Here is a 16,363-nt window from a genome sequence, read left to right on the forward strand (position 1 = left end):
TGAAAGAATCTTTAATTCTATAATTTACAATCAAATTTAATAAAAATAAAATTAGTATGAAAGTATATTTATGAGTTTGGAAATGCTTCACATATGATATATAATAAATTTTATGTGAATTTTATTCCAAATTAAATAAGAATAGGAATTTTAGTATGTATTCTAAGATTAATTAAATATATATTGCAAAAATAATTCTTCATGACAATTCTAAAAATATTGCAAGAATTTTAGCTGTAATTATGAATTGTGAAATGTGAATTGTGCATTACAATATATATATGAATCAAATATTATTTGTAAATTATAGTAAGTGAGGGTGTTAAAGAATAATGAATTTTTATAATGTTTTAATAGTTGAAGATGAAAAAGAAATATGTGATGGAATAGAGATATACTTGAAAAACCAAGGCTACAATGTTTATAGAGCAAGCAATGGAATAGAAGGATTGGAGATAATAGAAAATCAAACTTTGCATTTGGCAATAGTTGACATAATGATGCCGAAGATGGATGGAATAACAATGGTGATGAAACTCCGTGAGAATTATGATTTTCCTGTAATAATGCTTACTGCAAAATCAGAGGAGATGGATAAAATTCTAGGCCTTAATATTGGAGCGGATGACTATGTAACTAAGCCATTTAATCCAATGGAGTTGATAGCTAGAGTCAATTCCCAGCTTAGAAGATATTCAAAATATTTAAGTGTTGTAAGTGGAGCTGAACAAAAAAGTAATGTATTTTCAATTGGTGGTCTAGAGTTAAACAATGATACAAAAGAAGTGATTCTTGATGGAGAATTAATAAAAGTTACACCAATAGAATTTAAAATATTACAATTGTTAATGAAAAATCCAGGAAGAGTTTTTTCAGCAGAAGAAATATATGAAAAAGTGTGGAATGAGGAAGCCATAAATACTGATACAGTAATGGTTCACGTTAGGAATATAAGAGAAAAAATAGAGATTGATACAAAGAATCCAAAATATTTAAAGGTGGTATGGGGAGTTGGATACAAAATTGAAAAACAGTAAAAAATCATATGTTACAAATTTAGTAACATTTATTATATTTTTAATAATGTCAGTAGGAATATTTAGTATTTATCCTAACATGAGGGAATGGGCAAAAGCGGAGCCTAAATCTCCATTTGAAGAAGATGAGTTCTTAAGAACTATTTATAAAAATGATTATGTTTTATATAAAGATCTTGTAGGACAGACAAACCATGAAGAGTTATCAGGTGATAAAATTTATATATCATCCTATGATACACATAATGATACTGAGGAAAATACTATTCGAAATTTTAACTATGAACTGAGTGAGTGGAAAAATAATTTGAATAATAACTATAAAAATCTTGATTATTTAGTGTATAGTGATGATGCAAATATTACAAATACAAATAATGATTTAAAGGAATTAATATCTGATAGTGAAGTTAATAATTTAAAGAATAAATATTCGTGGTACATGACCGTAAAATATGATAACACTGGATTAATGTCAATAAGTAATGTTTATGGTGCTGATGCAAATATCGTAAAAAATGCATTTTCAGGCCTAAATATAAGAGAAATTTGGGGATATCCTCGTAGTAATGAAGAGAATGTTAAATTTAATCCTATTAAGAATGTAACTTTCATTTATGGAATTCCTAAAGACCTTAAATATACAGATGCCTTAAGCAGAAGGATAGATGAATCACAAAATAAAATGAATATTGCATCTGTGGTAGCTATCCTCTTAGGAATAGTAAGTATTATATTAATACTTAGTTTACTAATTCCTTATAAAAATGGTAAGGAAGTATTTGGAGTTAAATATTTCTCGAAAATTCCTTTTGAGATTAATTGCTTTATTTTTGGAGCAGGTGGAATTGTCATTGGAACTGTATTAGGACTTACGGTAACAGAAACTTTAAGAAATAGATTTGCTATAAATTTAATTGGCTCAAGAATGGATAAAAACCTTGAAAGTTATACAGTAATTTCAGTAAATATAATTATGTGGATGGCAGCTATTTATATTATATTTGCAGGTGTCATGTTATTAAAAAGCATAATAAATTTTGGAGTAATTAAATACTTAAAAGAAAACTTATTAATAATTAAGATTTCTAGGCAGATTAAAAAGCTATTCAGTAATGTATTTAATTATATAGAGCATATAGATTTAAATGATAAATCCAATAAGTTCATTATAAAAGTTATTGGCGTAAATTTGATAATAATGTTAATCTGCTGTATTTTCTGGTTTTTTGGAATAGTAATAGCATTAATTTATAATATGATATTATTTCATTCAATTAGAAAACAGTATGGAGATATAAGGAATAAGTTTAGTATACTTTTAAATGAAGCAGATAGAATTGCTGGCGGTAATTTAGAAGTAGAAATAGAGGATGATTTAGGATTATTCAATCCACTAAAAGATAGAATTGAAAAAATAAAAGATGGTTTGAAAAAAGCGGTAAGTGAAGAAGTTAAAAGTCAGAGAATGAAAACTGAACTTATTTCAAATGTTTCGCATGATTTAAAAACACCTCTTACTTCAATAATAACTTATACTGATTTATTAAAAAAAGATAATTTAACTGAAGAAGAAAGAAAATCGTATATTGATACAATTGATAAAAAATCACAAAGATTAAAATTTCTGATTGAAGACTTGTTTGAAGTAAGTAAGGCTACTAGTGGAGATATTAAGCTAAACTTAGTGAATGTAGATATTGTAGAATTAATGAGACAGACGCAAATTGAATTAGATGATAAAATAAAGGATTCAAAGTTAATATTAAAAAATAGTTACCCTGCAAGTAAGGTGATATTAAATCTTGATAGCCAAAAAACCTTTAGAATTTTTGAAAATCTAATAATAAATGTAGTCAAATATGCTATGAAGGGATCAAGAGTATATGTAGACATAATAGATCATGAGAAAAATGTAGAGATTACAATAAAAAATATGTCTGCAGAAGAGTTGAATTTTGATCCATTTGATATTGTAGATAGATTCCAAAGAGGAGATAAATCAAGGAATACAGAAGGATCTGGTCTTGGTCTTGCAATTGCAAAGAGTTTTGTGGAAGTCCAAGGTGGAACTTTTAATATAGAGATAGATGGAGATTTATTTAAGGTTGTAATTAAATTTAATAAGTAATGAGTAGATTTAATCTGTTGACAATAAACTAATGCAGCTTTACTAGTTAAGTGATTTTTAATATACTTATGTTAGACGGCAAAATCAAAAAAATAATAGGTTGTTAGTTAATAAAGGAGGCATTATGTTTACCAAGGAGGAACTTTTAGTAATTGAAGATGCATTAAAAATTGCAGATGCAGAATATATAAAGTTAATTGATGAAAACAAAAATAATAAAAACAGAATGGTTGCATTTAATAGAAAGCAAAAGAAGTTATGGTTAGTTCAAAATAAATTAAAAAAACTTAAAGAAGAACAAAATTAAATTTAGACTTATGCGATAATCTGCCGAAAGGACAGGTACTCTGTTGTTTCGGTTACTGAGAATAAGTTGAGGCTTTCTAACATCATAAGTTGCACCATTTCAGCATGCTCACGAGACAAGCTCGTGACAAGCAAAATGGAACAACTTATGATGAAGAAATGCCTGCAACATATTCTCTAATGTAACACTGCATATTATGACCCCTGTGGTTACAAAAGAGTACCTGTCCTTTCTGATATAGCAGATTTTTCAAACTATAAGTATAATTCTCAAATTGGATATCTATAAAGAAGAGCAACATTAAATATAGTAGATTCATCTTATTGAAAAAATGATGAGTCTACTATATTTTTATGCAATTATACTTCACTTATTTCATGAATATATTTATAAATTTGCCCAAAGTTTAAGTTCATGTCTTTAACTAGAAATCATAAATATATTTGTGGAGAAAATATTTGAAAATGAGCTGTTAAAGGTTCTTAGCTGTAGGTTGTTCCATTTTTGCTTGTCACACTGAAAGTGGGAGCATGCTAAAGTGGATACAACCTGCTGCTTAGAACCTTCAGCGATATTTTCATAGATTTTCGGAATCAAAATATTTATGATTTCGGCAAGTTAACACACGTAATATAATTTTAAATTTGTATATCGGTTATAAGTTATTTGAATCGAATTGGTTTGCTAAAAGAAAGTTAACATATTATAATGTTTTAGTATGAAATTACTGTTTTATATTAAAAAAAATATATATATTGCAAAAATAATTCTTCATCATGATTCTAAAACTATTGCAAGAATTTTAGCCGTAATTGTGAATTGTGCATTGTGAATTGCAACATATATAAATAAAAATAGGAGCGATATGTATGAATAAATTATTTCAAATTAAAGATTTAGAGTTTTATGAAGAGGATTTTGTTGATGATATAAAAGATTATGAAGATATAATTGATATTATTGATGAGTTAAGTGAAAATTTAAGTTATGAGATTATAGAGATTGCAGGTTCCAATGGATGTTGTGATAAGACAAAGAAAAATTATCTAGTTGAGATAATTGGATATATTGATGAAAATGATGAGTTTATTACTAAAGAGGAGAGAGAAGCTTTAGGAGTTATGGATCTAAATAAGAGATTTGATTTATTTGTTATAACAGTACATAAGTGTACAGCATGTAATAAGTGGGTAATTTCTATATTAGAATAATTATAGGATAATTAGCTGTTGATACAGCTTTTTCTTTTATAAAATGAATTAATGTATAAGAAGGGATGTAAAACAATTGGGGAAGCATAGTAATAGAAATGCTCAAAGATTTAAAATTGGTTTAATGCTAATTTCACTTATAGTACAGCTATTTGTCAATATAAATACTTTTAATATTAAAGTTAATGCTGCTGAAATAAATAGTAAATTAGATGAAATATATATATCTGAGTATAATTACAATGAAGATATGAAAAGTAAAGTCGAACCATATATAAAAAGTAAACTGGAATCTGGATATATAGATGGAGATAAGGACGTTAAATTGTACTATGAAAAATACAATATAGAAAATGCAAAGGCTAATATAGTAATATCTCATGGATATACTGAGAGTTTAGAGAAGTATCATGAATTAATATATTATTTTTTAAAAGAAGGATATAATGTTTTCGGAATTGAACATAGAGGTCATGGCAGATCCGGCACACTTGGAATAGCTGATAAAACCCAAGTGAATGTAGAAAAATTCGATCAATATGTAACTGATTTTAAAAAATTTATGGATGAAGTTGTTATGCCCAATAATCAAGGTAAAAAGGTATTATTGTTTGCTCATTCAATGGGGGGAACTATTGGAACAAAATTCATAGAGGATTACCCAGATTATTTTGATGCTGCGGTATTAAGTGCTCCCATGCTTGAAGTTAACACTGGAAATATACCAAAATTTCTAGCTGATATTATAGTAGAATTTGAAGTTGCTATTGGTAATGGTGGAAATTACGTTTTAGGTAAGAAAGCATATACACCAGAGTATAAGGAAAATGAGATTGGGACAAGTTCTTTGAATCGTTATAAATATAGTCATGATATAGTAGCTAATAACAAAGAACTTCAAAGAGGTGGTGCTAGCTATAATTGGACAAAAGAAGCCTTTGATACAACGAAGGAAATTATAAAACCAGAAAATGCATCAAAAGTAGAAATTCCAACATTATTATTTCAAGCTGATAATGATACTTATGTAAAGGCAGAAGGACAAAATAAATTCGCAAGTAGCTCAAAGAATTGCGAAATAGAAAAGATAGAAAACTCTAGACATGAAATATATTTAGAAAAAGATGAAATTCAAAAACCATATTTAGATGAATTATTAGATTTCTACGATAAAGTATAATTTTTAAAATAAAATATAGAAGCTTGTCTTTGCGTATAAAGACAAGCTTCTATTCATAATATACTATTCCATCATTGCTGCTAATTTTTTATTAAATAATAAGAATAATATTCCCATTATAATTGAAGTAGCAGCTATTCCAGCAAATATTTGTAAGTGTCCTAAAGTTTCTGTGTAACCAGCAAGTCTTCCTGCTATTTGATTAGCAACAAAGCTGCTTAGAAGCCATACACCCATTAGGAAAGATGCAAGTTTAGCTGGCGCTAATTGACTTACCATTGAAAGTCCAACTGGTGATAAGCAAAGTTCACCAACAGTATGGAAGAAATAAGTTCCTACAAGCCATATCATGTTAGCTTTAATAGCAGTATCTTCTATATTTCCTCCTCTTTGCATAACAGCACCAACCATAAGTAAGAAACCAAGTCCTAGAAGTATTGAACCTGTTGCCATCTTTTGAGGAATACTTAAATCACCACTCTTGCTGCAAGCTAATTTGTACCATAGCTTTGATATAGGTATTCCAAGTATTAATATAAACAATGGATTTAATGATTGGAACCAAGATACTGGCACTTCCCATCCATTTACTGATCTATTTATAAAATCTTGTGTGTATATAGTAAGTGAACTTCCAGCTTGCTCGAAGCCTGTCCAGAATATTATAGCAAAAGCTGTTAATATTAAAATAACTGCAGTTCTATGTTTTTCTTGCTTAGTTAATGGCTTAGCTTTTGCTTTATTATCATTGGAATTAGATTTAGCTACACCTACAGGTGCTTTACCAATATCTCCAAGGAATTTGTTTGCTAATCCATTAAAGATTACTTGTCCTAAAATCATTCCAAGTCCTGCAACTAAGAAACCATATCTAAATCCGTAGTGTATAATTTCACCTGCTTGTGTAGTAGCCATTGTTTTTTCTGCTAATGTACCACATATAAGAGGTGCTAAAAATGATCCGGCGTTTATTCCCATGTAGAAAATAGTGAAAGCTGAATCTTTTCTTTTATCGCCATCAGCATATAAATGACCAACCATTGTTGAAATATTTGGTTTAAAGAAACCATTCCCGATTATAAGTAAAAATAAACCTATGTACAATGTAGTCATACTTTGGTTTGAGAATAATGTTAACTGTCCAAGAGCTATTATTATTCCTCCAATAGTGATAGCTTTTCTTTGTCCTAAGTATCTATCTGAGATATATCCGCCTGCTAGTGGAGTAAGATATACAAGAGATGTAAAATTTGCATATATAGTCATTGCAGATACCTTATCTACACCAAGTCCACCTCTTATAAATTCTGTAGTTAAATACATTACAAGCAATGCTCTCATACCATAGTAACTAAATCTTTCCCACATTTCTGTAAAAAATAACATATACAGACCTGGAGGATGTTTCATTTTGCTTGATTCGTTTGATGAAACTTCTTTCATCGTTATATCACTGTCTTTTTTAAGTTCCATAATAAACCTCTTTCTTTGATATTTTATTAACATAACAATTTTAGCAACAAATTCGACAACTTGCAAATTTTTGCTTACAAAAATGTTAAATTATAACCTGTAATAGTGGTATTTATATGAAAAATTAAATATTCTATATAAAAAATTTAACAATAGAATCCCTAAAAACAGTTGTTAAATTAGCAATATATTAAAAAATGATAGCTTTTCATAAAAAAATCATATTTTTTGATATTAATTAAAAAATATGATTTTTTATGAATTTTTAAAATTTGTTTAGTAAGTTTTTATAAGAAATTATTGTACATAGTATGTTTATTCTTGGGACAGTATATATTTATACGATTAAAAAGGTGGTGAAATATAATTGATAAGAAAAATTAGTAATTTTATAATATGTTTTTTTATTATTTTTAGCATTCCTATAGATTCAAAGGCATCAGAAGATAGGGATTACCAAACAGAGATGAAGCAGGATATTTTGATTCTTATGTTATCATATCCTCAACATATAGTAGATGTAGAAAAGAAAAGTGATGATGAAGTTTACATAATTATGAAATCAGGTAAGAAAATTATTTATGATGATAAAAAGAAAAAAAATCATGAAGTAAAATTAACAAATCCTGATTTACAAGATATGTTAGAGCAAGACTACCCATTAGAAAAAAATACAGAGATCATGGATAAAAATTTTGATCCTGGTAGAGCTAGACATTACGAGTTATTAAGCGAAGTATATGGAAATTCTAAGGGAGCAATTGAAAAAAACTTAGCTAGCTTAAAGTATGGATATACTAATTATCAATTCAATAAGCAAAATAATGCTAATGCGTCTTTAGAAGCAGCTTTAAAAGAATTAATGCCTTTAGCAAAATCAAGATCAGATATAGGTAGTATACTTTACCCTGCCAGCGGAACATTTAATTATAGAGTTATATCTGGAACTGGAAGGCTAAGCCCACATTCATATGGAATCGCAATTGATCTTAAAAGTGATAAGAGAGATTATTGGAAGTGGAGTTCAGAAAAGGCTGGAAAGGAAAGACTCTCTGATTACCCTAAAGAACTAGTGGAAGCATTTGAAAAGAATAATTTCGTGTGGGGAGGAAAATGGGGACATTTTGATATATTGCATTTTGAATATAGACCAGAAATAATATTAAAAGCTAGATATTTTGCTAATTGGAATAAAAATGATGAATGGTTCCAAGGTATTCCTCTAAACGAAGAAACTAATAAGTATATTGAAATAATTAACAATAAATTGTAACAGAATGACTTAATTTAGAAAGGGGTATTATAGATGCGACTCTCTAAAATCAAAAAAAACAGGTCAAAATTTATAATCATCTTAGTATTCATTGTGTTTTTATCATTGATTACTAGTGATAAAAGTAGCATTGTATTTGCTGATACTAGTACTGATAATGAAGTGAAAAGTATTGTAGAAAATATATTTGCAATAAAAAATAAAGCTATACTTAGCAAAGATTTGGATTCAATTAAAGCCTTATATGCTACTGATACTAGATATGGTCAATGGGCATATGAGTATGAGGAAAAAAAGGTTAAGTATGTTAATAACTGGGCTGAAAAGCAGGGAATACAATTTGTGGATATCGTTCCTAAAGTAGTAATCAAAAAATCGAAAATTGGAGACAATAAATGTTCTTTTAGTTTAATTTGTAATACAGAGTATAAGTACATATATCCGGATCAACCTGAAGCTATAAATAGTTCAAGAATGGGGACATATCATTCTTTTCAATTAAGCAAGAGAGATAATAATTGGATAATAACAAAGGAATGGTATACAGATCCATTTGCTGATTCCTTAAGTTTAGAAAATATTAAAGCAGATGAGATTAAACAATATATATCATCACAGCCTCCTAGAGATATTTCAAATATTAATGAAAAAAGAAAAGGAGCAAAGGAATATGCAGAAAGGTACTGTGGAGCGGCAACTATCGAGGAATATGGCTTTAAGTATAATAATAAATATAGAGATTTTAATCCAGAAGGTGGAGATTGTGCAAATTTTGCGTCACAAATACTACGCGAAGGAGGAAAATTCAAGGAAAATTCTACATGGAACTATGACAAAGGAAGTGCAACAGGTCCTTGGGTAAATGCCGGTAAGTTTACTCACTATATGATTAATAGCGGAAGAGCATCGGTAATTGCTAGAGGAAGTTATGAAAAGGTATATAAGGCTTCTTATAAATTACTTCCCGGAGATTTCATAGCATACGAAAAGAAAGGTGATATAACCCATGTATCGACAGTTACAGGAGTCGATTCTAAAGGATATTCCTTAGTAACGTGTCATAATACAGATAGAAATAATGTTCCATGGGATTTAGGATGGAGTGATAAAAAAATTAAGTTTTGGCTTATTAGAGTTCATTACTAAATAAAATTTGCCTTAAGGGGTAATTAAATGCACTTTAAGGCTTTATTTGAAATTAAAAGAATAAAATTTGTGTAACAACTAATTTCAAAATGTTTTCTTCATAGATATAAGTCTAAAAAATATTGCAAGAATAATCCTAATTGGAACTGTGAATTGTGAACTGTGCATTGTGAATTGTAATATAGTTTTATATAATCAAATTATTATAGTATAATACAAATCAGATATTAATCATTAAGGGGGGGGACTAGTAAGAAATATAGTTGTATTCTTACTAAAGTAGAATGAAACAAATAGTATTAAATAAAAAAGATAAAAGTGTTGTACAAGCCCGATTGAAACTATTGGATGTAAGCTATATCGATAAAATTATGAAATTACAAGATGATGTATATACAAGATTAGAAAACAAAGATTTCTTTGTATGTTCAGATAAAAAAGAATTTGAAACTGCTATAAATGAAAAAGGTATAGTCTTGGGTTGTGTTTCGTTAGATGAAGATGAGCTAATTGCTATAGGAGCATATATTGAATATGGATACGATGAACATAATTATGGACATGATATAAAAATTCAAGGGGAAAAGTTGCTTAAGGTAGGGCAGATTGAATCAACTATGGTTTTGGATGATTATAGAGGAAATAAACTTCAAAAGATAATGTGTGAATCTCTTGAAGAAATAAGCAAAACAGCAGGAATGAATTGTATTTGTGCAACAGTTTATCCTGATAATAAATATAGCCTGAATACATTTAAAAAACTTGGGTATAATGTTATGGAAGATAAATTAAAATATGGTGGATTAAGAAGATTTGTTTTAATGAAAGAATTAAAATGATAAACTCTAAGCACTGTAAAAACTTAGTTTATTTTAAAATGCATTTCAAGAAAATTATTCATAAAAAAGTATAATTTGAAAATTCATTAACAAATTTTTAAAAAAAGTATTGATTTATAAATTATTTTGCAATATAATGAATTCCATAAAGCAAATATGCTTATAAATAATAAAGAAATTAATTTTTGAGAAATTAAAATTTATATATGCAATGATGAAGAAAAGTAAATTCAAATAGATGATTTTTAGAGAGCAGATGATGGTGGAATATCTGTATGAGTCTTGAATTGAAGAACACTTCGGAGCTATTAACCGAAATTTTAGATTAAAAGAGTAGGCTTAATCGGGTCCATACCGTTAAAAGTGGAGAGTATAAAACAATAATGTTTTGTACTTCATTGAGGTGAGTTTTTTATAAACTAACTAGGGTGGTACCGCGAGTTAATCTCGTCCCTATGCATAATGCATAGGGACGAGATTTTTTTATTCTTTAGGAATTTATATTTCAGTAAAACCTGTAGATAACTTAAAAAAGGTTGATTGAATAGTATTTGTATTTAGAAAAGAATAAAAAAAATCTTATTCGCCTGCCAAATTTTTCTCACATGCGTTCGAAAAGGCAGATGCGTGAAAAAAATCTACACATATGAAAAGAGTGCGAAGCACAATACGGAACTTAACCACAGTCGCCTACGATTTTTTTATTATAAATTTTAATTAAAATAAAAATATTTATTTTTACAAAATATCTATAAAAATCTTATGTAAAAATAATCAATATATGGGAAAAGGAGCAATAATCATGAAAAGAATATTTATTAAAGATTTAGCAGTTAACGGGGAAGAAAAAGTATTACTTAAAGGTTGGGTTCATAAAATTCGTGATCTTTCACATGTTTCATTTATCTTACTTAGAGATAAATCTGGGATAATTCAATTAGTATGTACTAAGGAACAAATTAAAGGTTTAAGACTTGAAAATGCAGTAGAAGTAACTGGAATAGTTCGCGAAAATGAAAAGGCTCCAAAGGGAATGGAAATTGAAGTATCAGATATTAAAATAGCAGGAACTGTATATTATGACAAATTACCATTTGAAATTCAAAGCTTTAAAGAAAAGGCTGCTCTTGAAACTCAATTGGATTATAGAACAATAAGTCTTAGAATTCCTAAGAAAAAAGCAATTTTCAAGGTTCAAAATGAAATTGAAGAAGCATTTAGAATGTTCTTCAAGGGTAATGATTTTGAAGAAATCCATACTCCAAAGATAACTCATTCTGGAACAGAAGGTGGATCTGAAATGTTTACTGTTAATTACTTTAACAGAAGAGCTTTCCTTGCACAAAGTCCTCAATTCTGGAAGCAAATGATGGTTGGAGCAGGTTTTGAAAGAGTATTTGAAGTTGGTTATGCATATAGAGCAGAACTTCACAACACTTGGAGACATTTAAATGAGTATGTTAGTTTAGACGTTGAAATGGGCTTTATAAAAGACGAAACTGATCTTATGGAAATGGAAGAAAGCTTTATAAGATATTTATATAAACACTTAAATGAAAAATGTGCTGAAGAATTGAAATTATTTGATGTGGTTCTTCCAGAAGAAATTAATATTCCAAGAATTCCACTTGCTAAAGCTCAAGAAATTTTATTAACAGAATTTAATAAAAAATCTCCAGTTGGAAATATTGATAATGAGGGTGAAGCACTATTCCATAAATATGTTAAAGAAAAATATAATAGTGACTATGTATTCCTAACAGAATATCCAACAGCTAAGAGACCAATGTATGCAATGGAATGTGAAGAAAATAGAGAAATGACAAAGAGTTTCGACTTAATCTTCAAGGGCGTTGAAATTACAACTGGTGGTCAAAGGATACATGATTATGAAATGTTAAAAGCTAAAATGGAAAGACTAGGATTAAAGCTTGAAGACTTTGCTTTCTATTTAGATACATTTAAATATGGAATGCCACCTCACGGAGGGTTTGCAATTGGTCTAGAAAGAATTACAATGCAAATATTAAACCTTGGAAATATAAGAGAAGCATCATTATTCCCAAGAGACATGAAGAGATTAACACCGTAAGTGAGAATCCAAAAAGTGATGCTCCAAATTTTATATTTGGTTAGCAGAACTTTCTCTGTGAGCTTTTACATTTGGATATTCGAACTTACTCAGTGAGCGAATGCGAGTCGAGTTTCCTTAAGTAAGACTTCAAATTTTATATTTGTTAAGTCGAACCTACTCAGCGAACGTAGTGAGTCGAGTTTCATTTAAAAAAGTTATTCAATAGAAACCTAAAAAGCTTCTATTGAATAAAGCTAATTAGTTTATGCAAAGTTAATGAATTTTAACATAGTGTTTTAAACAGCATTATAATGACAAAAAATTTGATGAGGTGAAATTAATGAAAGTTAGTATTGATGAAGTAAAATATATAGCAAAGCTTTCTAAATTAAGATTTTCTGATGAAGAAGCTGCTAAATTTGCAAAAGAATTTGAAAATATTTTAGAGCATTTTCAATATTTAAATGAATTAGATTTAGATATTAAAGAAGATATAGATAATAAGGCAGAATTAAAGCCAGTAGTAAGAAAAGATGAAGTTAAACAATTCGAATGTAAGGATTTATTTAGAAATGTTAAAGACATGCAAGAGACTTATATTAAAGTACCAAAGATTATTGAATAGGGTGGTGACTAGATAATGCAAATGAATATTAAAGAAATGGTAGAAAAAATTAAAAGTGGAGAATTAACTAGTGAAGCACTAGTTCAATCATATATTGAAGAAATTACAAAAAACGAAGGGACTATAAATGCATTTTTAACTCTTACTTGTGAAGAAGCATTGGCTAAAGCTAAAGAAATAGATGCTAAAGTAAAAGCTGGTGAATCTCTAGGAAGACTTGCAGGTATTCCAATAGCTATAAAGGATAACATTTGTACAGAAGGAGTAAACACTACTTGTGCATCAAAAATGCTTGAAGATTTTATTCCACCATATGATGCAACTGTAATAAAAAAATTATTAGCTGAAGATGCAATAATTATTGGTAAAACAAATATGGATGAATTTGCAATGGGATCTTCAAATGAGAACTCGGCATTTAAAAAGACTTTAAATCCAAGGGATATAACTAGAGTTCCAGGAGGATCATCAGGTGGATCAGCAGCAGCAGTTGCAGCAAAATTCGCACCAGTGTCGTTAGGATCTGATACCGGTGGATCTATAAGACAACCAGCAGCATTTTGCGGTGTTGTAGGATTAAAACCTACATATGGATTAGTTTCTAGATTTGGACTTATTGCTTTTGGTTCATCATTGGACCAAATTGGACCATTTTCTAATTCAGTAGAAGACAGTGCTTATATTTTAAATATAATTTCTGGAACTGATGAATATGATTCTACAAGCATAAGAGATTTAAAAGAAATAGATTATACTGCTAGTCTTCAAGATGGAATTAAGGGTATGAAAATCGGTGTCCCTGAAGAATTCTTTGGTGAAGGATTAGATGAAGAAATTAAGGAATCAGTAAAAAATAGTTTAGATAAATTAAAAGAATTAGGAGCAGAAGTTGAAACATTTTCTCTTCCTATAATTAAGGATGGATTAGCAGCTTATTATATAATGTCATCTGCTGAAGCAAGTACTAATTTAGATAGATATGATGGAATAAGATATGGTTATAAGACTCCAAATTACACAAATCTAGATGAATTAGTTGAAAACAGTAGAACTGAAGGTTTTGGAGCAGAAGTTAAGAGAAGAATAATGCTTGGAACATATGCACTTGCTTCTGGATATTATGATGCTTATTATAAGAAAGCAGATGCTTTTAGAAGAAAATTAAGATATGATCTTAAAAAGACTTTTGAAAAATATGACTTAATAGTAGGACCAGTTTCACCTGTATTACCTTTTAAAATTGGTGAAAAAAAGGCTGATCCATTATCAATGTACTTAGCTGACATTTACACTATTAATGTTAATTTAGCTGGAAATCCAGCAATATCAATTCCAGCAGGAAAGAGCAAAGAAGGCTTACCAATTGGAATTCAATTGATGGGTGATATGTTATGCGAAGAAAAAATATTCAAAGCTGCATATAGCTTAGAGCAAGCTTTAGCTATTGAATTATAGGAGGGGAATTACGATGAATTTTGAAACAGTAATAGGACTTGAAATACATGCAGAATTAAAATCGAAGACAAAAATTTTCTGCTCTTGTTCAACTAAATTTGGAGCAGAACCTAATGCTAATACATGTCCAATATGCACAGGGGTCCCTGGAACGCTTCCAGTGCTTAATGAAGAAGTTGTAAATTTAGCAATAAAAGCAGGAACTGCACTAGGATGTACAATAAATAAATATAACAAAATGGATAGAAAAAATTATTTTTATCCCGATCTTCCTAAAAATTATCAAACTTCACAATTTGATTTACCAATCTGTTCAGGTGGGCTTGTAGAATTTGAACATGAAGGAAAGCAAGTAAAAGTTAGATTAAATAGAATTCACATAGAAGAAGATGCTGGAAAGCTAGTTCACGTAGAAGGAGAACCAATTTCTTTAGTAGACTATAACAGAGTTGGTGTTCCTCTAGCAGAAATAGTTACAGAACCAGATATGAGAAGTGTTAGTGAAGCTGTAGCGTTTATGAAAAAGCTTAAATCAATTTTAGAATATGGTGAAATTTCTGATTGTCGTATGGAACAAGGGTCATTAAGATGCGATGCTAATATTTCATTAAGACCAGTAGGGCAAAAAGAATATGGAACTAAGGTAGAGCTTAAAAATATTAACTCATTTAGAGAACTTCAAAAAGCTTTAGAAAAAGAAGAAAGAAGACAAAGAGAACTTTATACTTATGGAGAAGGTCATAAGGTAGTTCAAGAAACTAGAAGATGGGATGCTGCAAAAGGTAAAACAATCTCTATGAGATCTAAAGAAGAAGCAGATGACTATAGATATGTTGTAGAACCAGATTTACCACCAATCATAATCTATGATGAACAAATTGAAACAATAACTAAATCTTTACCTGAAATGCCAGATGAAAAGAAAGAAAGATTTTTAACTTCATATGAACTTACAGAAAAAGAAGTTGATATTTTAATAGGCGATAAAGGACTTGCTACTTTCTTTGAAAAAGTTGTAGAATTAGGTGCTAAGCCTAAAATTGCTTCTAACTGGATATTAGGTGATATTTTAAGAATATTAAATGATAGAAAAATGGAATCTGAAGATATGCCTCTTGAAGCTGAAAACTTTGCAAAGCTTCTTAAGGTAGTTGAAGAAGGTAAAATTAGCAATAATGTAGGGAGAGAAGTTCTTGATGAAATCTTTGATGAAAACAAAGATCCAATGAAGATGATTGAAGAAAAAGGGCTTATGCAAATCAGTTCGTCTGATGAACTTGAAAAAATAGTTGATGAAGTAATTGCAAATAACCCTCAATCAGTAGAAGACTTTAAAGCAGGAAAGACACAAAGTGCTGGATTCTTAATGGGTCAAGTAATGAAATTGTCAAAAGGTAAAGCGAACCCAAAAGTCGCTAAAGAACTTGTTGACAAAAAACTTAGTGAGATTTAAAAATTAAATTGAAATGGAGAGCATGCATTATATATGCAAAAGCTCTCCTTTTTATTTTACCTAATTCATGAATTAAATAATTGTGCATTTTGCCTTGTTTTATTGGAATAAATATTTACAAAAAATAATATTATATATTAACTTATATGTTAAATACTC

At 28.9% G+C, this 16,363-nt stretch carries 13 protein-coding genes and 1 other annotated feature; of the genes, 12 read left to right on the top strand and 1 reads right to left on the bottom strand.

Features of this window, described 5'->3' with window-relative positions; translation table 11 throughout:
- The first annotated feature begins 332 nt into the window (after positions 1-332).
- The 5 genes from KEC93_RS10845 (at position 333) to KEC93_RS10865 (ending at position 5,866) form a co-directional block, all read left to right on the top strand.
- Positions 333-1,037, top strand: a complete 705-nt coding sequence (locus tag KEC93_RS10845; protein ID WP_017212614.1) for a response regulator transcription factor — start codon at positions 333-335, stop codon at positions 1,035-1,037.
- On the top strand, positions 1,012-3,168 hold the full coding sequence (locus tag KEC93_RS10850; protein WP_238892911.1) for a sensor histidine kinase: 2,157 nt from the start codon (positions 1,012-1,014) through the stop codon (positions 3,166-3,168). Before KEC93_RS10845 ends, KEC93_RS10850 begins: the two co-directional genes overlap by 26 nt.
- 124 nt (positions 3,169-3,292) lie before the next feature.
- Complete coding sequence (locus KEC93_RS10855) at positions 3,293-3,475, top strand: hypothetical protein (RefSeq protein ID WP_023977037.1); 183 nt, start codon at positions 3,293-3,295, stop codon at positions 3,473-3,475.
- Positions 3,476-4,344: 869 nt separating this feature from the next.
- Positions 4,345-4,686, top strand: coding sequence for a hypothetical protein (locus tag KEC93_RS10860; protein ID WP_077869691.1), 342 nt, complete (start codon positions 4,345-4,347; stop codon positions 4,684-4,686).
- A 124-nt stretch (positions 4,687-4,810) separates the two neighbouring features.
- Positions 4,811-5,866 carry an alpha/beta fold hydrolase gene (locus tag KEC93_RS10865; RefSeq protein WP_077869692.1) on the top strand — a complete coding sequence of 352 codons (1,056 nt, stop codon included), beginning with the start codon at positions 4,811-4,813 and terminating at the stop codon, positions 5,864-5,866.
- 63 nt (positions 5,867-5,929) lie between these two features.
- On the opposite strand, the gene KEC93_RS10870 is transcribed toward KEC93_RS10865, so the two are convergent.
- Entirely contained in the window at positions 5,930-7,339 is a 1,410-nt protein-coding gene (locus tag KEC93_RS10870; protein ID WP_077869690.1) for a peptide MFS transporter, read from the bottom strand.
- Between the two features lie 370 nt (positions 7,340-7,709).
- Here KEC93_RS10870 and KEC93_RS10875 point away from each other — a divergent pair, with 370 nt between their 5' ends.
- The 7 genes from KEC93_RS10875 (at position 7,710) to gatB (ending at position 16,204) form a co-directional block, all read left to right on the top strand.
- On the top strand, positions 7,710-8,612 hold the full coding sequence (locus KEC93_RS10875) for a M15 family metallopeptidase (RefSeq protein ID WP_172462733.1): 903 nt from the start codon (positions 7,710-7,712) through the stop codon (positions 8,610-8,612).
- Between the two features lie 33 nt (positions 8,613-8,645).
- Positions 8,646-9,758 carry an amidase domain-containing protein gene (locus KEC93_RS10880; protein WP_077869688.1) on the top strand — a complete coding sequence of 371 codons (1,113 nt, stop codon included), beginning with the start codon at positions 8,646-8,648 and terminating at the stop codon, positions 9,756-9,758.
- A gap of 284 nt (positions 9,759-10,042) precedes the next feature.
- Positions 10,043-10,597: a GNAT family N-acetyltransferase gene (locus tag KEC93_RS10885; RefSeq protein WP_039771951.1), complete on the top strand. Its 555-nt coding sequence runs from the start codon at positions 10,043-10,045 to the stop codon at positions 10,595-10,597.
- Between the two features lie 202 nt (positions 10,598-10,799).
- Positions 10,800-11,055: a binding site (T-box leader), on the top strand.
- Positions 11,056-11,399: 344 nt separating this feature from the next.
- Positions 11,400-12,689, top strand: a complete 1,290-nt coding sequence (gene aspS / locus KEC93_RS10890) for an aspartate--tRNA(Asn) ligase (protein WP_077869687.1) — start codon at positions 11,400-11,402, stop codon at positions 12,687-12,689.
- Between the two features lie 322 nt (positions 12,690-13,011).
- Positions 13,012-13,296, top strand: a complete 285-nt coding sequence (gene gatC, locus KEC93_RS10895) for an Asp-tRNA(Asn)/Glu-tRNA(Gln) amidotransferase subunit GatC (protein WP_012058353.1) — start codon at positions 13,012-13,014, stop codon at positions 13,294-13,296.
- A gap of 15 nt (positions 13,297-13,311) precedes the next feature.
- Positions 13,312-14,751: an Asp-tRNA(Asn)/Glu-tRNA(Gln) amidotransferase subunit GatA gene (gene gatA / locus KEC93_RS10900; protein ID WP_023976981.1), complete on the top strand. Its 1,440-nt coding sequence runs from the start codon at positions 13,312-13,314 to the stop codon at positions 14,749-14,751.
- Positions 14,752-14,764: 13 nt separating this feature from the next.
- A complete protein-coding gene (gene gatB, locus KEC93_RS10905) occupies positions 14,765-16,204 on the top strand; it encodes an Asp-tRNA(Asn)/Glu-tRNA(Gln) amidotransferase subunit GatB (protein ID WP_017212623.1) in 1,440 nt (479 codons plus the stop codon).
- Positions 16,205-16,363 lie beyond the last annotated feature (159 nt).

This window comes from Clostridium beijerinckii (assembly GCF_018223745.1).
GTDB classification, from domain to species: domain Bacteria; phylum Bacillota; class Clostridia; order Clostridiales; family Clostridiaceae; genus Clostridium; species Clostridium beijerinckii.

Excerpts from the sequence above, each read along its gene's own strand:
- KEC93_RS10880 (WP_077869688.1), top strand. The coding sequence starts at position 8,646 with ATGCGACTCTCTAAAATCAAAAAAAACAGGTCAAAATTTATAATCATC.
- KEC93_RS10885 (WP_039771951.1), top strand. The coding sequence starts at position 10,043 with ATGAAACAAATAGTATTAAATAAAAAAGATAAAAGTGTTGTACAAGCC.
- gatA (WP_023976981.1), top strand. The coding sequence starts at position 13,312 with ATGCAAATGAATATTAAAGAAATGGTAGAAAAAATTAAAAGTGGAGAA.
- KEC93_RS10855 (WP_023977037.1), top strand. The coding sequence starts at position 3,293 with ATGTTTACCAAGGAGGAACTTTTAGTAATTGAAGATGCATTAAAAATT.
- KEC93_RS10845 (WP_017212614.1), top strand. The coding sequence starts at position 333 with ATGAATTTTTATAATGTTTTAATAGTTGAAGATGAAAAAGAAATATGT.
- aspS (WP_077869687.1), top strand. The coding sequence starts at position 11,400 with ATGAAAAGAATATTTATTAAAGATTTAGCAGTTAACGGGGAAGAAAAA.
- KEC93_RS10870 (WP_077869690.1), bottom strand. The coding sequence starts at position 7,339 with ATGGAACTTAAAAAAGACAGTGATATAACGATGAAAGAAGTTTCATCA.
- gatB (WP_017212623.1), top strand. The coding sequence starts at position 14,765 with ATGAATTTTGAAACAGTAATAGGACTTGAAATACATGCAGAATTAAAA.
- gatC (WP_012058353.1), top strand. The coding sequence starts at position 13,012 with ATGAAAGTTAGTATTGATGAAGTAAAATATATAGCAAAGCTTTCTAAA.
- KEC93_RS10860 (WP_077869691.1), top strand. The coding sequence starts at position 4,345 with ATGAATAAATTATTTCAAATTAAAGATTTAGAGTTTTATGAAGAGGAT.
- KEC93_RS10865 (WP_077869692.1), top strand. The coding sequence starts at position 4,811 with ATGCTAATTTCACTTATAGTACAGCTATTTGTCAATATAAATACTTTT.